The following is a 22241-nucleotide window of genomic DNA, read 5'->3' on the forward strand; positions in this document are numbered from 1 at the left end:
TCTTCTCCTTATTTAGGATATTCCACACGTGTGTGATACATACTAGCTATCCCTAAAATTAGTGACTTTCTTACTGTTTTTAGTTCATCAACCGTCAACCCACAATCGGCAAATTGGCCATCGTTAATCTTACTCGCAATTATGGAATCCAGTAATTCTTCAATACTCTTTTGAGTATGTTCTTTCATTGTTCGAGAGGCTGCTTCCATTGAATCTGCAATCATCACTATAGCGGATTCTTTTGATTGTGGAATCGGGCCAGGATATCTAAAGGTCTCTGGATTAATAGGCATTTTTTGCTCTTTAGCTTGGTAATAAAAATAGCTAGTCATGGTTGTGCCATGGTGTTCTTTACATAAATCAATAACAGACTGAGGCATACGGTACTCTTCTAATAATTTTACACCTTGAGCAACATGATCAATAATAATTTTAGCAGACTCATCTGGCCCTACCATGCGGTGAGGTGATTCAATGCCTCCAGATAAGTTTTCAACGAAGAATAGGGGATGGACTGTCTTTCCAACATCATGATAGTAAGAGGCTACCCGGGTGGTCAAGGAATCCCCGCCTATGGCTTCCACGGCATTCGCTGCTAAATTAGCCACCATAATTGAATGATGATAGGTTCCCGGTGCTTTTTCAATCAACAATTTTAATAAGGGATGATTTAAATTAGCTAACTGATTCATCGTCATGGCTGAACGACTGGATAAAAGTTGCTCCCAGTAGGGTTCAAAAACAGCGATTAATAACAAGCCAAGTAAATTAGCTGCAATTGTCATTATTAGGATGATAAAAGCCTGACGAGATAATATAGGAATTGTAAGAACAGCCATTAGAGGCAAAGCAATTATGAACTGCCAAATGATATTTAAGGCCACTCTTTTTTCTACTTTCATCGCCTGACGATCAGAAAAAGTAGTCAGTAAAACGGAAACAATGGTAGTAAATAGGTAAAATAAACTGATGAAGGTTACAACAGTTTGATTGTCTAAATCACTAACTATAAAAATAGCAAAGATATTAATAAATAGAAATGCTAACAATGTTACTTTATAGGAAGATTTTTCTTTTAAATATCCTGGTAAAATCATCAAAGGTAGAAGCAACATACCATACTCTAGACCTGCCTGTTGGAAGAAATGTCCCATCTTGGCCATGATCAACGACCCAAAAACAATAATCATATAAGCAGTAGCCTGCATATTCGCACGGCTTAAATCTGTCCAATTTAATTTATCAGAAAAGATATAAACGAATAGAAAAGCATGGACAAAAATTAATAGAACAAAGACTGGCATGAGATATTGCTTAGTCGATGCATCCAAGTAACCAAACATCTCAAGTTGTCGCATATTATTTTGATTGATAATATGACCTTCTTGAACAATAACTTGTCCTTGTAGAATATAAGATGTTTGAACTTTGGAAGCTGCTTCTTCCTTTAAGCGATTTGTTTCTGACTCCGAATATACCATCGTTGGTTTTATCAAGGCGCCTAAAAAGTTTAAAGTCGTTTGCTGAGCAAGCTCTGACATATCGGAAGATGTGATTTGTAAACGATATTTGTCCAACTCTTTATCAACTTGATCAGGACCTAATTCTTGAGCAAGACTCTCGGATATAAAATCAGTTAAATTCGATTGTAATTCAGATAGTTCTAAGGGACTGATTTTAAAAACTTGATCAATTGAGCGGTTAGAAAGCTGATCAAACAAATTAAAAACATTTTCATCTACCATTTGTAATTGTGCTTGAATCACTGTTCGCTTTTGCGCCTCGGATAAATTATCGAAGTTGGTTTTTTTAGTTGGTAAATTATTGACCTTTTCATTAAAAGATTGATCCAGTGGCTTTTCTTTAGATGCATTCTTTAAAGAATCAATTACACCGTCTCGTGAGTACTTACCATTACGAGCCTCACGAACAAAGCCAAAAAACTGCTCAATCCGCGTAATTTCCTGAATCCTGATATCTTCTTGATATAAATAGATATCATTAATAGCATCCTTAGCTCTTTGTTGATTGGCTTTTGTCTGCTCAACATCTTCCATCGTCACAGGCGCTAAAATTGTTTCATCTGCTACTTGATTCAATTCAAAGTGATAAACTTCTGGTTTGACGTGTTGATAGCCAATTAAAAAAATTGCTAAGGATAGTATGAATGTAATAAGAGGTATAAAGACTTTACCTAAACGCTCATGAAGTAACTGTAGTCGACGATTCATTTTCTTCTCTCCTTGGAAGGTTTTCAATCATGGGTTCTTTGCTATAAGCTCTAATAATATCCGCAACTACTGGATGACGAACCACATCGAACTCATCAAAAGATACAAATTCAATGCGTTTAACCTTTCTTAATTTATGATAGGCGTCAATCAATCCAGATTTTACCCCTTTAGGTAGGTCAATTTGTGACTGATCGCCATTTATAATCATTTTTGAGCCAAAGCCTAATCGAGTTAAGAACATTTTCATTTGTGCAATTGTTGTATTTTGAGCCTCATCTAAAATAACAAAAGCATCGTCTAGGGTTCGACCTCTCATATAAGCCAATGGCGCAATTTCGATAATGCCTCTTTCCATTAGACGGTTGGTTTGTTCCGTTCCGTAAATGTTATATAAGGCATCGTATATTGGTCTTAAGTAAGGATCTACTTTTTCTTTCAAATCACCTGGTAAGAAACCAAGGTTTTCTCCAGCTTCGACTGCTGGGCGTGTCAGTATTATTTTTTTCACTTTACCTTCTCGCATAGCCTGGACAGCCATCAAAACAGCCAAGTAGGTCTTTCCAGTTCCAGCAGGTCCCATACCAAAGACAACGTCTTGTCGGTTAACAGCTCTAACGTATTGTAACTGTCCAAAGTTTTTGGCACGAATAGCTGTTCCATCTGCAGAACGACCCACCACTTCTTCGTAAAGGTTGAGAAAAAAATCTAATTTATTACTTTTTGCCATTTTAATGGCTGTCATGACATCCATGGATCGAGGGGTGATTCGCCTTTCCAAAAGTTGAATAAGGTTTAGGAGGATTTGACGAACAGACTCCACTGTCTCTTCACGCTCACCAATAATGTTAATTATTTCACCGCGGTTGGTTATTTCTACTTCGAAACTATCTTCAATCATACGTATGTATTTATCATGATTGCCCAACAAGGAAATTAGCCAATCTGTGTTTGTGACGGTGACTTGTTTTGAGAATTTTTCGTTGTTATTCAAATAGTCGTCTCCTTTATTAATAAACTAAGTTAAGATTACCATAAAATGCTTATAAAATGGAATAAAAGACCGATATATTAATACTTATTATGATATTTTTTAAAAATAAAAAAGAACCAGAAAACTGATTCTTTTTAAACAGAATATTTTATTCTATATTGTTGCTTAGGCGATACGCTTAAAACTTGCGTTTACGAGCTGCTTCTGATTTCTTTTTACGTCGAACACTTGGCTTTTCGTAAAATTCACGCTTACGAGCCTCTCTCAAAGTACCGGTTTTAGAAACGTTACGCTTAAAGCGACGAAGAGCGTCATCCAATGATTCGTTATCACGAACTACTGTTTTTGACATCTGGTTCCCCTCCCCCCGAGCTTATAGTAACCTTTCCTTAGAAATAATAATCTAAACAAAGTCCTCTCTATATTATAGCATGAATCTAAAGCTTTTCAAGAACAAAGAAAAACTTTTGTGAAGTTTATGCGGGATTATCTTGTAATACTTCTTTACATTCAGCACACAGGCCAAAGACTTCAAAGCGGTGACTCCTTATTTCAACTGAGGATAAATCGGTTGTAATATGTTGCATGGGACAAGCATCAAGTAGAATTGTTTTACCACAATTGGTGCAAATAAAATGATGGTGATGGTGATGGTCTGTGCCATGAGTTAAATGGCAATTATATCGAAATAGTTGTTCTTGTTGGTATTCCGTCGTTTCAAGAATACCCACTTCAACGAAATCATAGAGGTTACGATAAGTAGTATTATAAGACATGGTCGGATACTTCTCTTCCAATGCTTTATGAATGCCCAAAGCAGATAGGTAGCGTTGGTTTTCAGCAAAGAGGGAAAGTATTTCTCGGCGCTTCTTGGTCATTTTAAATCCTTCTTTTTTTAGAGTCTTTAAACCTTGATCAATAAGTTGTTGAACTTCTGGAGCTAACTGACCTTCATTTAATCTAACTTCTTTCAATTCTGTCACCTCTTTCAAGAAATATGGTAAACTTAAATTAATTCATTAACTGGATAGCCATTAGGAATCAAGCAAATCCGTTACCACTTCATTTTTTATCATATCGGATTCAATTGGTGAGACCACCTTAAGAGTTGCTAAAGCAGTAGCCTATCAATTCCCATATGTTCATATATTATTGCACAAATATGTCTTCATTTCAACAAGCTCGCGCTTGCAAGGGGTTCTACAAGAGGCTAAAAATCATCAAGCTAAAGAGGCCGAATCTTTTTGCATAATGAATAATTTACATTTCTTTAATTTATCACCACCCTTTACTCAAGTGGTATCACAACTTACCGAAAAAACAAGTCAAACTATCGGTGCTCAAAACGAGTTAAACCATGAATATTTTGACCGTATTAATGCCGTGGAATTTGCCATGCGCTATGCTGATGGAAAAGAGCCCAAAATTTTTATCGAAGCAGATATTATCTTATTAGCTGTCTCACACCCTTCAAAAACACCCCTAAATGTTGACGTAAAAACATTTAGGGGTTATTATCATTGCCATTGTTGATATTTTTCTTTTAAATAACTCGTAATATCCATTTGATAACTGCTATTTAATTTTTCTGAAGACAAAGCCTTAGACACATCATTAAAAACTACTTGATGTCCCTCTTTTAACAATAGAGCCCGATTTCCATATTTTTTAGCAAGACTCAAATCGTGCATAACTGTAATAATGGATCGTCCTGGCTGCTGCAACCACTCTTTAAGTGTTCTAAAAAGGTTTTGCTCATATATTAAGTCTAAATGATTACTTGGTTCATCTAATATTAATAACTTAGGATCCTGTAAAAAAAGTTGAGCTAAGTATGCTCGCTGCCTTTCTCCTCCTGATAAGCTTTGAACTGATCGCTTACGCTTTTGATATAGATTGGTTTGAAGCAGGACTCTTTCAAGCGCCTCTTGATCTATGTCTGTCCAGCTCTTAAACCAGCCTTTAAGATGTGGGTAGCGTCCCATACGCACTAATTCTTCTACAGTAAAATCAAAGTCTGAACCAGGATGTTGGTCTAAAACACCAAAAATCATTGCCTTTTGATTGCTTTTTAAAAGCCGAAGGTTGCTGCCATAGATCTCAATTTCTCCAGTGTAGGGATTTTGACCAGATAGAGCTTTTATTAATGAGGTTTTTCCTGATCCGTTTGGTCCACAAATCATCAACCAATCACCCTCGGCTACTTCAAAATTAATGTCATGTAAAATTATTTTTTTATCTAATTCCATTTTGAGTTTATTAACTTTAAGCATTACGCTTCCCCCTAGCAAAGATAAGAATAAAAATACAGCTGCCAAATAAGGAAGTGATTGCCCCTATTGGTATTTCAAGGGGGGAGGCAATGGTGCGAGCTAATAAATCGGTTACCACCATAAAGTTACCACCAATAAATAGAGTCCAAGGAATCAAACGTCTATGATTGGAGCCCACAATTAAACGACTAATATGGGGGGTTATTAAACCTACAAAAGGTATCGAACCGCCTATTGAAACAGCAACACCAATCAAGATGGAAGTGGCAATAAACAATTTAATTCGAACAGAGACTATGTTTATCCCAATATTTCTTGCGATGTTTTCCCCCATTGAAAAAGCGTTCAATTCTTGCCATTTCATAACAATATAGCCACCCATTATTATGACGCAAACACCCATTACCCAAACATCGGTATACCTGGAGCCTGAAAGCGACCCTAAAGTCCAAAAAACTAAAGAAGGCAGCTTTTCTTTGCTAATAATCATTAAAATATTCATTAATGAAGAGACCAGCATGGTAAAGACGATTCCAGTTAAGATAACAGTCATATTCTTTAACTGTTTATCCAAATAATAAGAAAAAGATAAAATCAATACTAGTGATCCAAAAGCAAAGATCACCGCCATCAAAAAGATTCCTTGCCTTTGGATAAAGGAAGGAATCCCAATGACGATAGCAATGCCAGCACCCAAGCTTGCTCCAGCTGAAACTCCCAAGGTAGAGCCATCAGCCAAGGGGTTCATTAACAAGCTTTGCATGGTCATTCCACTCAAAGAAAGGGCCATGCCGATTAAAAAAGCAGTGAGTAAACGAGGTAGTCTAACAGCAAGTAAGATGGTTGCCTGTTGTTCCAAGTCGGTCATTGATTGATTTAAGACTTGATTTTCTAGCACTTGATACAAGTCAGTAAAAGAAATTTTCACACTTCCTATAATCAAAGCCATAGCTAGTATTAAGAGAGTTATTGACACCATCAGGACTAATTTTACGACACTTTTTTTAGCTGATTGTGAAAGCTGCCAGCTCTTATTCTGTGCCATAAACTAGATCATATAGTTCTTTGACAGCATCCATCAAGCGCGGTCCAGGTCTAGTGAAAGCAGAATTGTCTACTGCAAAAACTTTATCATTTTTTACAGCTGAAAGGTCATCCCATTCTTTGCGTTGCATAATTTCTTCTTCAGGAGAAGGAGCCTCTTCATCCATAGGAAGAGAAGTAGTAATGATTACTTGTGGATTGGCTAATAAAACTTGTTCTTCTGAGACTTCAACAAAGGATTTTTGATCTGCAAAAACATTTTCTAAATTCAACATCTGTCCAATTTCATCCATGAAGGTTTCAGAACCAGCAGTCCATAAGCCAAACTCTAGCGGAGAAACTTCATAATAAACACTCTTAGATTCTTCTTCTTGGTCAGCTTTTTCTTCAAACTCTTTAAAGACTGTTTCCATTTCTTCAATTAATTGGTCTGCTTCTTCTTCTTTACCAACTAATTGACCGAGCAAATCGATTGCTTCATAGACTTCCTCAATTGTCTGGGCATCTGTCACCAAGACGGTAATTCCTGCGTCTTCAATAGCAGTCATTTGATCTTCAGTTAAGGACATAGCAGTCATCACAACCACTTCTGGGTCTAGGGCAATAATTTCTTCAATATTTAAATTTTCACCAGTAGCGATAGCTGGAATCTCTTCCACTTCATCTGCCGGGAAGTCTACATAAGTTCCTCGACCCACAATAGTGTCTCCTGCTCCTATTTCAAAGAGTATCTCAGCATCTGCTGGCATTAAAGTAACAATTTCATCAACGGGTCCCTCTTCAAGCACAACTTCTCTACCAACCATATCGGTCAATGTGAGAACCGTCGTTTCTTCACTAGATACCATTTGTCCGGTAAACAGAGTCATCACAAACATCATTAAAACAGCAATTTTTTTATTCATTTAATTTTCTCCTTTATTTCTTTAAATTTTTTTACTTTATATTCACTGCAATTCCTGAAACCACCCAATAAACTAAGTTCGCTTGTCTGGCAATTTCTTGATTCATTAAACCATGAATATTTCTGAAAATGCGCCCGAGTTTATACTCTGGAACTAATCCTAGACCTAGCTCATTTGACACAATGATAAAATCCGTTGATGAAGCTTTTATTTCTTTTAAAAAAGCATTAAGCTCTTCCATAACAAAATCTTCTAGCTTTTGGATTTGCTCACCCTTTAGTTCATTGACATACTCATCAAAAGATAGTTCTTGATTGTTAGCTAAGAATTGCCATTTATCAAAAAGAATATTGGTTAGCCAAACCGTCATACAATCGACTAAAGCAATTTGATAATTATTTGAAAGTTGCTTAACCAATTGATCCAAATCATGAGCCTGTTCATAAGTATCCCAATCTTTGGGTCTTGATAAACGATGTTTTTCAATACTCCTTTTTACTTCTGAATCAGAAAACTTATTGGCTTGGGTTGCTATATAAGCAATATTTTGAAGCTTTCGTCTATAAATTTCTTCTTGAGCTAATCTAGATTTACCAGATTTAGCTCCTCCAGTATAATAAATAATTTCCCCCATTCACTCACTTCCTAAACATCGATATATTTATTTTTGTTAGACCTTCAAAAAGTCGCAAAGCTAACAATATATTAGCAAGAGTAGCTAGCTTTAAGGGCCAAAAGAAACTTACCAGCATTGCAGCCCCTAAAATCGGTTGAAAACATAGAAGTGGTAATAAAACATTAAACAAGCAGGCGCCTAGAGTTGGAAGAATAACCGGCCATATTTCAAAGATTTATATTTACGATAAATCATAACAAAATTAATCTGATCTAGTATCATAAGTGCCATTAATAAAAGATAAGTGGAATACTTAAGGGAAAAGCTGAGCTCATTGCCGTTGTTAAATGTCCTATAGCACCAACTATCGCGCCAGCAGATCTTCTCATAGCTAGCAAGAGTATAAAAGCTGGACTTGAATCAAAAGCTACTGTCAAGAATAGCTTGAACTGTGCTAAGATGATTGACAATGACATCATATGAGCAAGGGTTACTAAATCTTTTGCCTTCATCTTACCTCCTTAAAAAAACCAGACTAGCTACTTGTCTGGTTAATAAACGTATTTGTTAACGAACCTTGTTACGAGACCTTGAGAAATAACAATCATCCTTGATAAAATAGGTAATCTGACTTAGATTTTCATCCATACAGTAGCAAGGGACTGCGCACGATTCTCACGTGCTTCCCCTATTCTATCTTAATTATCAAAGAGCTTAGCATCATTATAGCATAATTATTAAAGAAAATGACAATCCTAATTCTTATTAAAAAGAAGTAAAACAAACAGCATATAAATGATTTGACCAATTAAAGCAGCAGCTCCCATGGTATCTCCTGTCATACCTGAAATTTTATGATACACGAAATAGCGATAAAAATACATGGTAAGCAAAAGACTTATATAACTAAGTAGATACGGCCACCCTAATAGGAAAAAGAAGGCCATTGTTAAAATCTGACTGGCCACAATTTTCCAAGTAGAAACGCCTAGGAAAAGACTACCTAAGCCATTGGGGTTATCACCAACATACACTAACTGATAAAACATTAAGGGTAAACAGCTACGACCACTGGCAGCCCAAGCAATAACAAAGACTATTTCATTTTCAAAATAATTAATTAAAAACTCTCTTCCTAAAACAAAGGTAAGTAAAATAGTCGAAATTAAGATCAAAGCACCATTGGCTCCAATTGCTGAATCTTTCATAATTCGAACCATCTCATCAGCTTTTTTAGAGGATAATAGTCCGTCAGCAGTATCAGCCAAAGCATCATAATGAAAGCCTCTAGTTAGTAAAATATCCAAGATAATTAATAGAGACCATGCGATGGTGGATGAGAAAAAGTTACGAAATAAAAAAAAGAACAAAGCAAAGATTCCGGCATATATAAAAGCAAAAGCTGGGAAATAGATTACCCCTTTTTTTAATTTAGTAGCTGCTTGATCGACTGATTGATTAATTGGGATTGCTGTAAAAAATTGAAAATATAAAATAATAGACTCAATCAATATAGCTCACCCACCCATTTAATATCTTTAAAAATTGTCAATAAATTAGCTTTAAAAGCTGGTTTTATTACAATTAAGAGAGATGTTGCAGGCCCTGCTGATTGATAAAATTGAGGTAAATCTTGACCTAATCTAAAATCAAGTTGGTTAAATTTAGCCACTTGCTGTGCTTCAGCAATCGCACCTTTAGACCCAATTGGAACTATTTCATGAATGACATCTTTAAGATTTAATAAGTGGTAAAGCTCTTGATAACTAACTATTTGATCGACCTGGTCAATTAAATCCTGACCCATTAAAGGTTTTCCTATTTGATAGACTTGATCCCCTGGTTGGACTTTTTTTATTTTTAAATCAGCGATTTTGGCCTTTGCAAGCAAGGTGAGTCCAAGGGATGTCATCTTAGTTGGCATATTTTCCTCAGTTGAGCCATTCATTGCTAAATCAAAAAGACCTGCTAATGCCAGTTCTTTTTTTATACCATCAAGCATTAAATCTCCAGTTGGATTCATTTCATTGCCAAACATATTTATTAATAATTGTGGCTGGGCGTTTACAGAAAGAACCTCCATAAGTACCACGCGAACAGCAAAAGCTGCAGTAATTTGGGGTGAAACGCTTAAAACATCAGCTTCTTTTTGGCCGATTGAAGCTGAAGTGTCACAAGCAATAACTAAGGACTCATCATTACTTAATGGCATAATATGTATATCACGATATTTTTCCATTTCTACTCTCCTATCTCAATAACCTTCAAAGCTTCCTTTAGATTGTCCAACAAAGTCGATCCCTCTTCCCACTCTCTAGGTGTTCCTAAACTTGTTAAATAATAATTACATCCTTGCTTAGTCAGTTTCTGTCTGCGGTGGACATGTCCCATAAAACTATGACGGATGGGATATTTATCATAAAAAGGCTTAAGATCATCAGTAGAAATAAAAGCATTAAAATAATCTATGTCTTCTTGAAATTTAGGATCTGGTAAGATTTGCAAATCAAAATCTGTTACAAAATGAGTGACTAGAATATAATTAGCTTTGTTTAGGTAGATCATATCTTTTTCTATTGTTCTGGCAAATTCTCTTGAGACTTGGCGATCAGATTGCTGCCAATTAATATGTAGTTTATCCTCCCACATATAACCTTGGTATCTACCTGCTTGAAGAAATTTTTCATCATGACGTCCAAAATTTCCCGAATGATTGTACCAAGCGGAGTGCCCGACTAATCCCCAATCTTGATTTAGAGAAAGTGGCTTTCCTATTAAACAGTTCGGATGGTTACAATAGCCATCATAAATAATTTGGGTTTCTTGATTAGTAGACCAATAATCGTGATTTCCTGGAACAAAATATAAAGGGATGGTTATGGCTGCTTGTAAGTCCTTAATGAATGAAAAAACTAAAGACTGATGATTCGCTATGTCTCCAGCTATAATTAAATAAGACAAATTCCACTCATCAGTTTCTTTAGCCAGTAAATCAATAATTGTTTGAGCGTAGGGCTCTGCTTGTAAATCAATATGGAGATCAGAAATAACACCAATCTTCATTTTCTATCTCCTCACAATTAATTTAAACCACTTAGCGAAACACTTTCCCCGATCTTACATACTTCGGTTCTGCTTGATTATTAAGGTGGTTAACTAAGCGACCACCTACAAACAAATAATCGGAAAGCCGATTAAGAAATTTTAAGACATTCGGATTTAACTTTTCAGAAATTGGTAGGCTAACCAGCCTTCTTTCAACTCTACGAGCAATACTACGAGCATATTGAAGTTGACTGGCTTCCATGGTTCCTCCAGGCAAGATAAAAGATTCAATAGGGTCAACTCTTTTATCGTAAGCATCAATTCGTTCTTCTAACCAAGTAATAGCAGTCTCTGCGGTACGATAAGGAATCTTTTCATCTGCGTTTGCAACATCTGTCCCACAATCAAATAGTAATTGTTGAATTTCTAATAAATCTTGACGAATTTCATCGGCTAAATTAGGGCTTGCAATAAGGATACCAATATAAGAATTGAGTTCATCAATACTTCCATATGCCTCAACTAAGGGGTTGTTTTTGGCTACCACACGGTTGCCAATTAAACGCGTATTCCCTTGATCTCCTGTTCGCGTATAAATTTTCATTGTTTTCTCACCTCTTTGATAGTTACTGAATCAGGTCGTTAAAATATTTCCAATCATGATAAATTATTTTTTTACGTGTAAAAGTAATTTTTTTCTCTTGAGTTAAATCTTTAATGACTCTTCCTGCTGTCTCTCTTGTCGTACCGGCTACTGTCGCCGCTTCGTTAATAGTCAATGGATGTGGAATAACCACATGATCACCCATAAAACGCCCCATATCATACATCCATAAAGCCAGGGTCTGAATTACTCGGCTAGAAGCACTTGGTATAGCCGTCATTTGCACACGTTTTTCCAAATAATATTGGACACTGGCTAAATTTTCATAAAGAAATTTGAATTGTTCCGCATTTTTAAAGACAATATTTTCCATTAGGTTTTTGGGGATGTAAGCTAAATCAACATCTGTAGCTGCATAGGCATCATAAAGATGGTGGTCTTTAAAAAAGAATTCCGCATAAGGAAAAAAACTTTCCTCCGCCACATAATCTAAGTAACAAAACTCTCCTGAAGCATTTTCTCTTTCAAGACGAACCAATCCTTTAAAGACGAAATAACAATAAATATTTGGATCATCTTGAAAAAAGATTAACTGACCTTTTGGAATGTGATGAAAAATAGAGTTAGAAGTAATTTGATTGACTTCATCAATTGAAAGTCGATTGAAAAAATCATAGTTATATATATCGTTAATATAATTTTCAATTGCCCGATTAACCATAAAGACCCCTTTCTTTGTCAAAGTAAATTGTTTACTGACGATAAAAGGAGTCTTTTGTATAGAAATTTAGTTTTCAATTTTCAAAATTCAATTCAAAAGATGCCACTATATTTACTCACCTTTTATGTCATTTATTCATAGATATTATCTCACTTGTGAATATATAAATCAAACAATGAAAGGTGTCCAATAAATGTTAACAGGAGGTTCTCATTACATCTTTTCAGGAGCGCCAATACCTAGCAATGATAATGCATCTTTTAGAACAATCGTAATCGCTTTAACCAATTGAATTCTTGATTCTAACTGATCATTTTCTTCCAAAATACGGACTTTGGCATAATACTTATTGGACAATTGTGCTAATTGAATAACATATTTTGCAATGACTGATGGTTCAAAATGCTCAGCTGCCTTAATAATGACTTCTGGATACTGTTTAATTAATTTAATGATTTCCCATGAGTGTTCATGATCTAAGTTCAACTCTTCCGTTGGCTTTATTTCCTTACTATATTTATTAAGCACTGTATTTAAACGCGCATAAGTATACTGAACATATGGACCAGTTTCACCTTCAAATTGAACGATATCATCTAAATTAAAATCAAAAGAGTTGAGACGATCTGCTTTTAAGTCATGGAAGACAACAGCCCCCACACCCACTTGTTTAGCAATCTCAGCTTTATTTTCTAAGTCAGGGTTCTTAGCTGTGATCTGTTTATCGGCAATTTCAATCGCTTCATTAAGCACTTTTTCAAGTAAAACTATCTTACCTTTACGAGTGGATAATTTTTTACCATTTAAAGTAATCAAGCCAAATGGAATATGGTGCATATTTTCAGCCCAATCGTTACCCATTTCATTTAAAACAGCTTTTAATTGTCTAAAGTGATCACTTTGCTCATTACCAACAACATATAAACTCATCACGAAATCAAAAGTACGCTTGCGATAGTAAGCAGTCGCTAAGTCTCTAGTCAGATACAAAGTAGCTCCATCTGATTTTTTAATTAAAGCAACAGGTAAGTGATACTTTTCAAGGTCAACAATTGTGGCTCCACGTTCGATTTTAGAGATATTATTATCTGCTAAATAATCTAAAACTTCGCCCATCTTATCATTATAGAACGATTCTCCAGTATAATAATCAAATTTAATATTTAAAAGATTGTAAACACGTTTAAATTCATTAATAGACTCTTCTTTAAACCAAGTCCATAGTCTATGATACTCTTCATTGCCATCTTCTAGGGCTCTGAAGACTTGTCTTGCCTGATCTTCTAATTCGGGATTTTCTTCAGCTTTTTCATGGAAATCAACATATAACTTTACTAATTCATTAACTGGATCTTTCCTTACTGTTTCTTCATCACCCCAACCTTGATAAGCAACAATTAATTTACCAAATTGCGTTCCCCAATCACCTAAGTGGTTAATACGAATAGGATTATAATTTAATTTTTCCAAAATTAAGGCAATCGAATTCCCTAATACGGTTGACCGTAAGTGTCCCATTGACATTGGCTTAGCGATATTAGGAGACGACATATCAATTGGAACGTTACCTCCTTTACCAATATCTGTTTGACCATAGCTTTCACCTTGTTCAAGTACTTCTTTTAAGACTTTGCTAGCCAAGTCGTCGCGCTTAATATAAAAGTTGATATAAGCTCCGACTACTTGAACTTTTTCAAATGCAGAAGTATCAATTTTTTCTGCTACTTCTTCAGCAATTTGATGGGGGGCTTTGCGAAATATTTTAGCCAAAGAGAAAACTGGAAAAGCATAGTCTCCGTGCTCATTATTATTAGGTTGTTCAATTAAATTTTCGATCTGTTCTTGGGTCAAGTGCTCTGATAATACAGGATATAAAGTTTCAACAATTTGCTTTTTTACTAACATAAAATCTTCCTTTCTATACAAAAAAGCCTCTAGAATTCCTTCTAGAGGCATATGGTTATACGCGGTACCACTCTAATTCACCTTAAATTTTAAGGTCTTAAATTGATAACGCAGTTGCCTACGTGATGAACTACTCATTTCATTCACCCAAATAATAAAGTGCGGTTCAATTAATTAAGACTCATCGGCTCCCATCATCCCAACTTGCTATTCAGTCTTGCATAATCTACTCTCTTTAAGATTTAATTATTAATTTTGTCTCATTGTATATTAATTTTAAAAAAATGACAAGCTCTTATTTTTTAATAATCGTTCCTGATTCATTTTCAATTAATGCTTGAAGATTTTCTAATGAAGTAATGACAGCCTTACCATGATCTGTATTTTCAACGAATGCAATAGCTGCTTCAACTTTTGGTAACATAGATCCCGGTGCAAACTGCTCTTCTTTAATATATTCTTTCAAGCTTTCGATCGAAACTTTTTCTAATTTTTTTTGATTTGGTTTGTTGTAGTTGACATAGACATAATCCACACCTGTTAGAACGATAAACAAGTCAGCTCCGAGATCGTTAGCTAGTTTTTGTGAAGCAAAGTCTTTGTCAATAACTGCTTCTACTCCAACTAATTGGCCATTGTCTTCAAGTACTGGGATACCGCCACCACCAGTTGCAACCACTACATTACCAGCATTTACTAAGGTATTGATGGAATCAACTTCTTTGATAGCAACTGGCTTAGGTGAAGCAACAACTTTACGCCATCCACGACCAGCATCTTCTTTAAAGCTAGCATCAGTTTCAGCCATTTGTTGTTTGGCTTCTTCTTCACTGTAGAATGGTCCAATTGGTTTTGATAAGTTATCAAAAGCTGGATCGTTTTTATCTACAATAACTTGAGTGACCAAACTAACTACTGGCTTATCGATACCTAATTTATTTAATTCATTTTGCATGGCATTTTGTAACCAATAACCAATTGAGCCTTCGGTCATAGCCACTAATGAATCTAATGGGAAAGCTGGGTTTTTCTCAGAATCAGCTGCAATATTTTGTAGCAATAGATTTCCAACTTGGGGACCATTACCGTGAGTAATAATAACCTCGTCTCCATTTTGAATTAATTTCACTAAATGTTTTGCTGTTTCTTTTAAAGCGTCTTTTTGTGCTTGAGCGCTTGGGTCGGAAGATAGAATCGCATTCCCACCTAAAGCGACAACAATTTTACGTTTTTTCATATATTCAATCCTTTCATTAGGCCTTAGTAACTAAAGCCTTCAATGCATGGGCATAGATTTCCATGGTTTGATAGAAATTATCGAGTGGCATTCTTTCATCTATTTGATGCATTGTATCTTCTACCCCTTCTTGAAGGGCACCAAATGCCACACAATTTTTCATTGTGCGAGCAAAGGTAGCGCCACCAGAAGAAATTGGTTCAGTCATATCGCCAGTTAAGTCGCGATATACTTTTAACAAAGTAGTTACTAACTCAGAGTCAACTGGAACATATAACGAAGCTAGATAATCAAACTCATTATACTTGAGTTTGTACTCTTTTGCTACTTTAGCTAATTGTTCTACCAATTGATCTTTGTCAGCAGTTACTGGAATACGCATATCAATACCTAGTTTGGACTCTTCAGCCGTAACCTCTAGGTTAGCAATGTTACATGTTAGGCTGCCAGATGCTTGGTCTTCAACCTCACCAAAGATACTCTTACCATTAACATCATTAGCAAAGTGATCTTTAACAAATTTTAAGACAGGATGGTCATATAATTCAGACATTCCTTCAATTAGATGCGTTAAAGCATTGTCTCCTTTTAAGGAGTCTTTAGAGTGAACGGATTTACCTAAAACGGTTAAAGTTTCACCGTCTACTTGGTATTTGTAGCCTAAATCCTCAAGAATTTGTACTAATTCATCTTTTTTATCACCCTTGTAAATAGCTTTATCAGGCACCACATTTAGGGCTCCTTTATTTTCCATTTCAAAAGCATCTGAACCTGGACCGGTGATGTGCAACTGTAGTAAGCCTTTTTCTGCATAGGTTAGAGGGAAAGATGAGTCAGGAACAATACCCATTGTTACTTGCTCTTCTTTTTCATTGTAACGGTTTAACCCACGCCACAAGTTCTCTTCGTCTGTTCCAAAGATAAAGCGAACACGTTTATTTAATTCATGTCCTTGGTCTAATAAAGCTTTTAATGCATACAAGGCAGCAATAGAAGGTCCTTTATCATCTTGTGTTCCACGACCAAATAAGGCTCCTTCACGGATATCCATTTCAAATGGAGGCGTTGTCCATTCATCTGGGTTTAAAGCTGGAACCACATCCAAGTGACATAGAACACCAAACAACTCTTCACCCTGACCCATTTCTGCATAACCATAATAACCCTCTGGATCAATATAGGTTTCCATGCCCATTTCTTGACAAGTTTTTAAAGCAAATTCTAGCATTTCTTGAATGGGTTGACCAAATGGAGTTTCCGCATCATTTTCATCTAATACAGATGGAATAGCAACCCATTGGCGCAAAGTTTCAATAGCTGGTTCTTGATGATTTTTAGTTAATTGGTAATCCATTTAAACACTCCTTTAAATTCCTAAGTAAGCTCCAATAAGTAGTAAAACAATGGTCACTACAAAGACTATGATAATCAAATTGCGCATAAATTTCCACCAAGTTGATAGGTCAATATTTGCAATTGCTAAAGCACCCATTACGACACCTGATGTTGGTGTAATTAGGTTAACAATACCACTGGCAGATTGGAAGGCAGTGACGACAATACTTTCTAATACATCAGCAAATTGGGCTAATGGCGCCATGATACCCATAGTAGCTGCTGCTAGACCAGAAGTCGATGGAATTAAGAAGGACATTGGGATATAGAAGATATAAGTTAAGACTGTGAAAACACCTTTTGGTAAATTCGCTAACCCTTGTTCTCCCCAGTGTAATACAGTAGCGGTGATTTGACCATCATTCATCACTACTTGAATACCACGAGCGACTGCAGCAATTAGAGCTACTGACATTAAATCTTTTACTCCCGCGATAAAGACTTCTACGAAACGATCTTCTTTAATTCCATAGTATGCTGCGATAATAACTGACATTAAGAAAAAGAGAACTGAAATCTCAACTAGATACCACATACCAAAAGGTAGGTCTTCTAAAGATTGTCCAATCAAATCTCCAATTACTGGTATGCCTAGTAGGAACTCATGAGCATTTTTAAAGAAAGTAAAGTTATTATTTAAATCTGTCCATGGAATTAAAGCTAAGATCATAATAACAAATGTAAGCGCAAATAACCAAAGAACGCCCTTTTGTTTTTTAGTAACTTTTGGCATATCTTCGGGCACTTTCCATTTTTCTTTGTCCGCTTCCATTTGATCAGCTATCAGAGAGTTATTCTTATCAGCCATTACCTTTTTAGCGTAGCGCGTAACATACCAAGCTCCAATTATATATGTGACTATCCAGAAAATTACTCTTAATACCATTCCATCTATTATTGATATACCAGCCATATTTGAAGCAATTGTGGTAGCAAATGGATTAACGGTTGAAGATAATACTCCTAATCCAGCCCCAATCAAAATTATCGCCACAGCCACTAAAGCATCAAACCCGACACCTACCATTAAGGGAATTAATAATGGATAAAAGGCCATGGTTTCCTCAGCCATACCATAGGTAGAGCCACCTAGTCCAAAAATAGCCATTAAGATCCAGATTAAACCGGTCATATTATTCTTATTGTTTTTGATGGTAGAGGCGATTCCGGCGTCAATAGCACCTGTTTCCGTAACAACTCCCAAGAATCCACCAACGATCATAACAAATAGCGAAACTTCAACAGCTCCCGGAGTGGTTTCAGTACCTAAAAACCCACGAATAGGTGCAGCAAATAAATCCCACAACCCTTGACGTGTACGCTCTACTGTGTGATAAGTTCCAGCAATAAAATTTCCTTCAGGATCCACCTCATAGGCGCCTGATGGAATAATCCACGTTAATACAGCGATAACCGCCGTAATAATAAATAGTATCGTAAAAGCATTCAACATCTTTCGTTTCTTCATCTTTTCCATTTTCTTCCTCCTCCTTTTTTAAAACAAAATCCGATTGCGGTTCATGGCCACAATCGGATTTCATGCCCCGTTTCACTTTTTATAGGGTAATGTTATTGTTATTAAGCTTTAGGAATGAACAAGTTCCCGTTAGTAACTGCCATAATCGCTTTGATTGAGTGCATACGGTTTTCAGCTTGTTCAAATTGACGGGCTTGTTTACTGCGGAATACTTCGTCAGTAATTTCCATTTCTTTAACACCGAATCTTTCTGCTACATCTTTACCATATTTTGTTTCTGTATCATGGAAAGCTGGTAAGCAGTGAAGGATAATATAATCTCCCTCAATTAAGTCAGTCAATTCTTTATTGATTTGGTATGGTTTTAATAAGTTAACACGTTCTTCGAACTTGTCTTCTTCACCCATTGAAACCCAAACGTCTGTATATAATGCATCAGCATCTTTAACAGCGGCTTTAATATCAGATGTAATTTCAATAGTAGCACCTGATTCTTTCGCGTACTCTTGAGCTTTTGCTACCAATTCTTCATCTGGGAATAATTCTTCTGGTGAAGCGATGGTCACATTAACACCGATAATAGCCCCAGTGATGAATAATGAATTAGCCACATTATTACGACCGTCACCACAATATACTAACTTTTTGCCCTTTAGCTCTCCAAAATTTTCTTTTAAGGTCATATAATCAGCAATCATTTGAGTTGGATGCCATTCATCAGTTAAACCGTTCCACACAGGAACTCCAGCGTATTTACCTAAGTCTTCGACCATCTCTTGACTGAAACCACGGAATTCAATACCGTCGAACATGCTACCTAAAACGCGTGCTGTATCTTCTACAGATTCTTTTTTACCTAATTGAATGTCATTAGCACCTAAGAATTCTGGAGCCGCACCTAAGTCATTAGCAGCTACTGTAAAGGCTGCTCTTGTACGAGTAGATGTTTTTTCAAATAATAGACAAATGTTTTGTCCTTTTAAATACTCGTGTGGAATCCCACGTTTTTTCAAGTCTTTTAAGTGAATTGAGAAATCAATTAAGTAGTTTAATTCGTCGGCAGTAAAGTCGATTTCTTTTAAAAAGTTTCTTCCTTGGAACATAAATTCCCTCCTATATCTGTGTGTTTATCAAAAAAATTAAATATCTTCGCGAACAAATGGCATTGACATGCAACGAGGACCACCACGACCACGTACTAATTCACTACCTTCGATTTGGTGAATCTTAATACCATTTTCAATCAATAATTTGTTGGTTACAGTATTACGGTTGTAAACAATTACTTCACCTGGTGCTACCGTTAAGGTGTTGGCACCATCGTTCCATTGTTCACGTGCTCCAGCTACGATGTCATCACCACCACAACGGATTAAGGTAACTTTTTCTAAACCTAAAGCTTCTGCTAAGATGTCTTCTAACAGCCCTTCTTTTTCAGTCACCTTGATTTCACCATTTTCACCAGGAGTTACTGAGAAGACTTTTAATTCGCCTTCAATTTCAGGGTGGATAGTGAATTTATCATAATCGATCATAGTAAATACAGTATCTAAATGCATGAATTTACGGTTGTTATCGATTAAGAATGCTAATACTTCTTTGAATTCAGTCTCTTTAAATAAGTTGCGAGCTAATTTCTCGATTGAATATTTATCAGTACGTTGAGAAATCCCAACTGCTAGAGTGTTTTTAGATAAAACTAACTCATCTCCACCTTCGATACGTGTATCTTCATCACGTTCATAATAAAGGGTAGTTCCTTTATATTCTGGGTGATAGTTAAAGATATATTTTCCATATAATGTTTCACGGTTACGTGTATCTGAGTACATGTGGTTAAGAGAAACACCGTTACCCATCGTTGCAAAGGGATCTCGAGTGAAGTATAAGTTTGGCATTGGGTCCACTAAAAAAGGATAGTTTGACAGCAATTCATCAAAACCATTTGATTCATGCTTAATCTCACTCTTCTTGAATCCTTCCATCGTTTTTAATACCATTTCATAGGTATCTTCCATATCCATTAAATACTGTTTAACTTGGTCATAATTTTGGCCTGGCTCTAACCCTGTTTCAGCCATCCACTCATCAACAAATTGTTCTTTCAATCCTTCTGCATCAATTGCTTCAGCCACTAATTTTTCCAAATAAAGTACTTCAACACCTAGGCTTTCTAATAACTTAGCAAATTCATCGTGTTCTTTTTGCGCTGCTTCAAGATAAGGAATATCATCAAACAATAAGCGTTCAAGGTAATCTGGCATCAAATTTTCTAATTCTTTACCCGGACGGTGAAGCATTACTTTCTTCAAGCGACCAATTTCAGAATTAACATTAATACTGTGGGACATTTTATTTCCTCCTTAATTATTTGTTAACTCTAGTCTAACATACGATAGAAAAAGTTTCCGTTAAATCGGTCACTTCGATAAATTGAATTGATAACATTCTAAATGAGATATTCATCACATTTATCCCTTAAATTTTAGAATGGGGCTGTATCATAAGTCTCAAACCGAAAAACCACTATAAACGTTGTTTAAACAATGTTTATAGTGGTTTTTATGGTATAATAAAGATATAAAAAAGCAGAAAGTTGACGCTTTCTGCTTCGTCAATGCCTCTCCTCTAACACAAAAGAAAGGACATAAAAATGCATTTTCATTATAACACAAATCAATTAGCTTTGGAAATCTCTTATGCCTATATTCCTGAAGAAGCACATGTTGTCCACTTTATTGATGGCTTGGTCAACCAATTAGCCATTGATCATCCTTATGTGTTTGGTCGCCCGAGAGAATACCCTTTATCTGCCGTCTTAAAGCTCATTCTCTTTGCCTATACTCGAGAGATATTTACCAGTCGGAAGATTGAACGCTTTGCGGCTGAAAACTTACCGGCTCAATGGTTAACACAAGGTAGAGTCCCTTCACATACCACGATCTGCCGATGCCGAGTGGATGAGAGCATTCAAGACATTCTAGATGCTGGGTTTGATGGACTTGTAAACTATTTAATGGAACAACGTCTGATAGACGATGCTTTATTTATTGATGGAACAAAAATTTTAGCGAATGCGAATAAATATACCTTCGTCTGGAAAAAGAACATCATCCGTTTTGATGAAGCCAATGAAGCACAAATCAAAGAGCTGTTAAAAGAAACCAAAGTAGCCTATCAAGACATGACACTTCCTGAGGGAACAGACTTAACGATGGATCAGCTGGAAGAAGTGATGACACAGTTAGAGAGCTGTCTCGAAGCTTTAGAAAAAGAAGTGGAAGAAACAAAGAAACAATCGCCTAATCCGGCCAAGCAATCACGTCGTCGCTTAAAATCTCTCAAGCACCAACTCAATGAACGCATTGAAAAGAAACAAAACTATGAAAAACATCGCCATCTTTTAGGTGACCGTCATTCTTATTCTAAAACGGATACTGACGCGACCTTTATGCGGATGAAAGAAGATCCAATGCGAAACGGTCAAACTAAACCTGGCTATAACCTACAAATCGCCACCAGTCATCAATATGTATTAGCTTATGACATCTATCCCAATCCAACCGACACACGAACGCTTCAACCATTCTTTGAGACCCACCGTGCACTCATTGATTCGATGACTTATGTTTCGATGGACGCTGGGTATGGTTCCGAGTCCAACTATGCCTACTTAGAAGACCATCATCCCGATACCATCGCCATCATCCCCTATAGCACGATGTTAAAAGAACAGACAAAAAAATGGCAATCCGATGAAAAGAAAGTCTTCAATTGGACTTATCATGAAGCAG

At 36.1% G+C, this 22241-nt stretch carries 22 protein-coding genes and 1 riboswitch; of the genes, 2 read left to right on the forward strand and 20 right to left on the reverse strand.

Annotated elements, in window-relative coordinates:
- Positions 1–8: 8 nt before the first annotated feature.
- The 4 genes from ACQV2R_RS01395 to ACQV2R_RS01410 form a co-directional block, all read right to left on the reverse strand.
- Complete coding sequence (locus ACQV2R_RS01395) at positions 9–2231, reverse strand: HD family phosphohydrolase (protein ID WP_428881719.1); 2223 nt, start codon at positions 2229–2231, stop codon at positions 9–11.
- Positions 2203–3225 (reverse strand): PhoH family protein, encoded by a 1023-nt coding sequence (locus ACQV2R_RS01400; protein WP_428873818.1) that lies wholly within the window; start codon positions 3223–3225, stop codon positions 2203–2205. Before ACQV2R_RS01400 ends, ACQV2R_RS01395 begins: the two co-directional genes overlap by 29 nt.
- 178 nt (positions 3226–3403) lie before the next feature.
- Entirely contained in the window at positions 3404–3577 is a 174-nt protein-coding gene (gene rpsU / locus ACQV2R_RS01405; RefSeq protein WP_066126806.1) for a 30S ribosomal protein S21, read from the reverse strand.
- 124 nt (positions 3578–3701) lie between these two features.
- Positions 3702–4199, reverse strand: a complete 498-nt coding sequence (locus ACQV2R_RS01410) for a Fur family transcriptional regulator (protein ID WP_428873819.1) — start codon at positions 4197–4199, stop codon at positions 3702–3704.
- Positions 4200–4299: 100 nt separating this feature from the next.
- Here ACQV2R_RS01410 and ACQV2R_RS01415 point away from each other — a divergent pair, with 100 nt between their 5' ends.
- Positions 4300–4758 carry a kinase/pyrophosphorylase gene (locus tag ACQV2R_RS01415; protein WP_428891719.1) on the forward strand — a complete coding sequence of 153 codons (459 nt, stop codon included), beginning with the start codon at positions 4300–4302 and terminating at the stop codon, positions 4756–4758.
- Here ACQV2R_RS01415 and ACQV2R_RS01420 read toward each other — a convergent pair.
- The 16 genes from ACQV2R_RS01420 to arcA all read right to left on the reverse strand — a co-directional run bounded on the left by ACQV2R_RS01420 (position 4743) and on the right by arcA (position 20798).
- Complete coding sequence (locus ACQV2R_RS01420) at positions 4743–5498, reverse strand: ABC transporter ATP-binding protein (RefSeq protein ID WP_428876427.1); 756 nt, start codon at positions 5496–5498, stop codon at positions 4743–4745. The two genes, ACQV2R_RS01415 and ACQV2R_RS01420, sit on opposite strands and share 16 nt — an antisense overlap.
- A complete protein-coding gene (locus tag ACQV2R_RS01425; protein WP_428873821.1) occupies positions 5491–6543 on the reverse strand; it encodes a FecCD family ABC transporter permease in 1053 nt (350 codons plus the stop codon). Before ACQV2R_RS01425 ends, ACQV2R_RS01420 begins: the two co-directional genes overlap by 8 nt.
- A complete protein-coding gene (locus tag ACQV2R_RS01430) occupies positions 6530–7447 on the reverse strand; it encodes an ABC transporter substrate-binding protein (protein WP_428873822.1) in 918 nt (305 codons plus the stop codon). Before ACQV2R_RS01430 ends, ACQV2R_RS01425 begins: the two co-directional genes overlap by 14 nt.
- Positions 7448–7478: 31 nt before the next feature.
- Entirely contained in the window at positions 7479–8081 is a 603-nt protein-coding gene (cobU, locus tag ACQV2R_RS01435) for a bifunctional adenosylcobinamide kinase/adenosylcobinamide-phosphate guanylyltransferase (protein WP_428874672.1), read from the reverse strand.
- Between the two features lie 272 nt (positions 8082–8353).
- Positions 8354–8575 (reverse strand): hypothetical protein, encoded by a 222-nt coding sequence (locus ACQV2R_RS01440; RefSeq protein ID WP_428873824.1) that lies wholly within the window; start codon positions 8573–8575, stop codon positions 8354–8356.
- Between the two features lie 100 nt (positions 8576–8675).
- A riboswitch (adenosylcobalamin-variant (AdoCbl-variant) riboswitch) is annotated at positions 8676–8770 on the reverse strand.
- Positions 8771–8818: 48 nt separating this feature from the next.
- Entirely contained in the window at positions 8819–9574 is a 756-nt protein-coding gene (locus ACQV2R_RS01445; protein ID WP_428874670.1) for an adenosylcobinamide-GDP ribazoletransferase, read from the reverse strand.
- Complete coding sequence (locus ACQV2R_RS01450; protein WP_428873826.1) at positions 9571–10302, reverse strand: hypothetical protein; 732 nt, start codon at positions 10300–10302, stop codon at positions 9571–9573. The genes ACQV2R_RS01445 and ACQV2R_RS01450 overlap by 4 nt, the downstream gene beginning before the upstream one ends.
- A 2-nt stretch (positions 10303–10304) precedes the next feature.
- On the reverse strand, positions 10305–11126 hold the full coding sequence (locus ACQV2R_RS01455) for a metallophosphoesterase (RefSeq protein WP_428873827.1): 822 nt from the start codon (positions 11124–11126) through the stop codon (positions 10305–10307).
- Positions 11127–11157: 31 nt separating this feature from the next.
- Positions 11158–11712, reverse strand: coding sequence for a cob(I)yrinic acid a,c-diamide adenosyltransferase (locus tag ACQV2R_RS01460; protein WP_428873828.1), 555 nt, complete (start codon positions 11710–11712; stop codon positions 11158–11160).
- Positions 11713–11734: 22 nt separating this feature from the next.
- A complete protein-coding gene (locus ACQV2R_RS01465; RefSeq protein WP_428873830.1) occupies positions 11735–12433 on the reverse strand; it encodes a Crp/Fnr family transcriptional regulator in 699 nt (232 codons plus the stop codon).
- Positions 12434–12646: 213 nt separating this feature from the next.
- Complete coding sequence (gene argS, locus ACQV2R_RS01470; RefSeq protein WP_428873831.1) at positions 12647–14338, reverse strand: arginine--tRNA ligase; 1692 nt, start codon at positions 14336–14338, stop codon at positions 12647–12649.
- A 295-nt stretch (positions 14339–14633) separates the two neighbouring features.
- Positions 14634–15575, reverse strand: coding sequence for a carbamate kinase (gene arcC / locus ACQV2R_RS01475; RefSeq protein WP_428873832.1), 942 nt, complete (start codon positions 15573–15575; stop codon positions 14634–14636).
- Positions 15576–15591: 16 nt separating this feature from the next.
- Positions 15592–16929 (reverse strand): M20 family metallopeptidase, encoded by a 1338-nt coding sequence (locus ACQV2R_RS01480; protein ID WP_428873833.1) that lies wholly within the window; start codon positions 16927–16929, stop codon positions 15592–15594.
- Between the two features lie 12 nt (positions 16930–16941).
- Positions 16942–18447, reverse strand: a complete 1506-nt coding sequence (locus ACQV2R_RS01485; protein ID WP_428873834.1) for a YfcC family protein — start codon at positions 18445–18447, stop codon at positions 16942–16944.
- A gap of 101 nt (positions 18448–18548) precedes the next feature.
- The gene (argF, locus tag ACQV2R_RS01490; RefSeq protein WP_428874663.1) at positions 18549–19550 is read right to left on the reverse strand and encodes an ornithine carbamoyltransferase; all 1002 of its coding nucleotides are present in this window, start codon (positions 19548–19550) and stop codon (positions 18549–18551) included.
- Between the two features lie 36 nt (positions 19551–19586).
- Positions 19587–20798, reverse strand: a complete 1212-nt coding sequence (gene arcA, locus ACQV2R_RS01495; RefSeq protein ID WP_428874662.1) for an arginine deiminase — start codon at positions 20796–20798, stop codon at positions 19587–19589.
- Between the two features lie 302 nt (positions 20799–21100).
- Between arcA and ACQV2R_RS01500 the strand changes: the two genes are divergently transcribed.
- Positions 21101–22241 (forward strand): transposase (locus tag ACQV2R_RS01500; protein ID WP_428885227.1); only part of this gene is annotated, 1141 nt, incomplete at its 3' end.

Origin of the sequence: Facklamia sp. P12937 (assembly GCF_050409505.1) — a bacterium.
Lineage (GTDB): Bacteria > Bacillota > Bacilli > Lactobacillales > Aerococcaceae > Facklamia.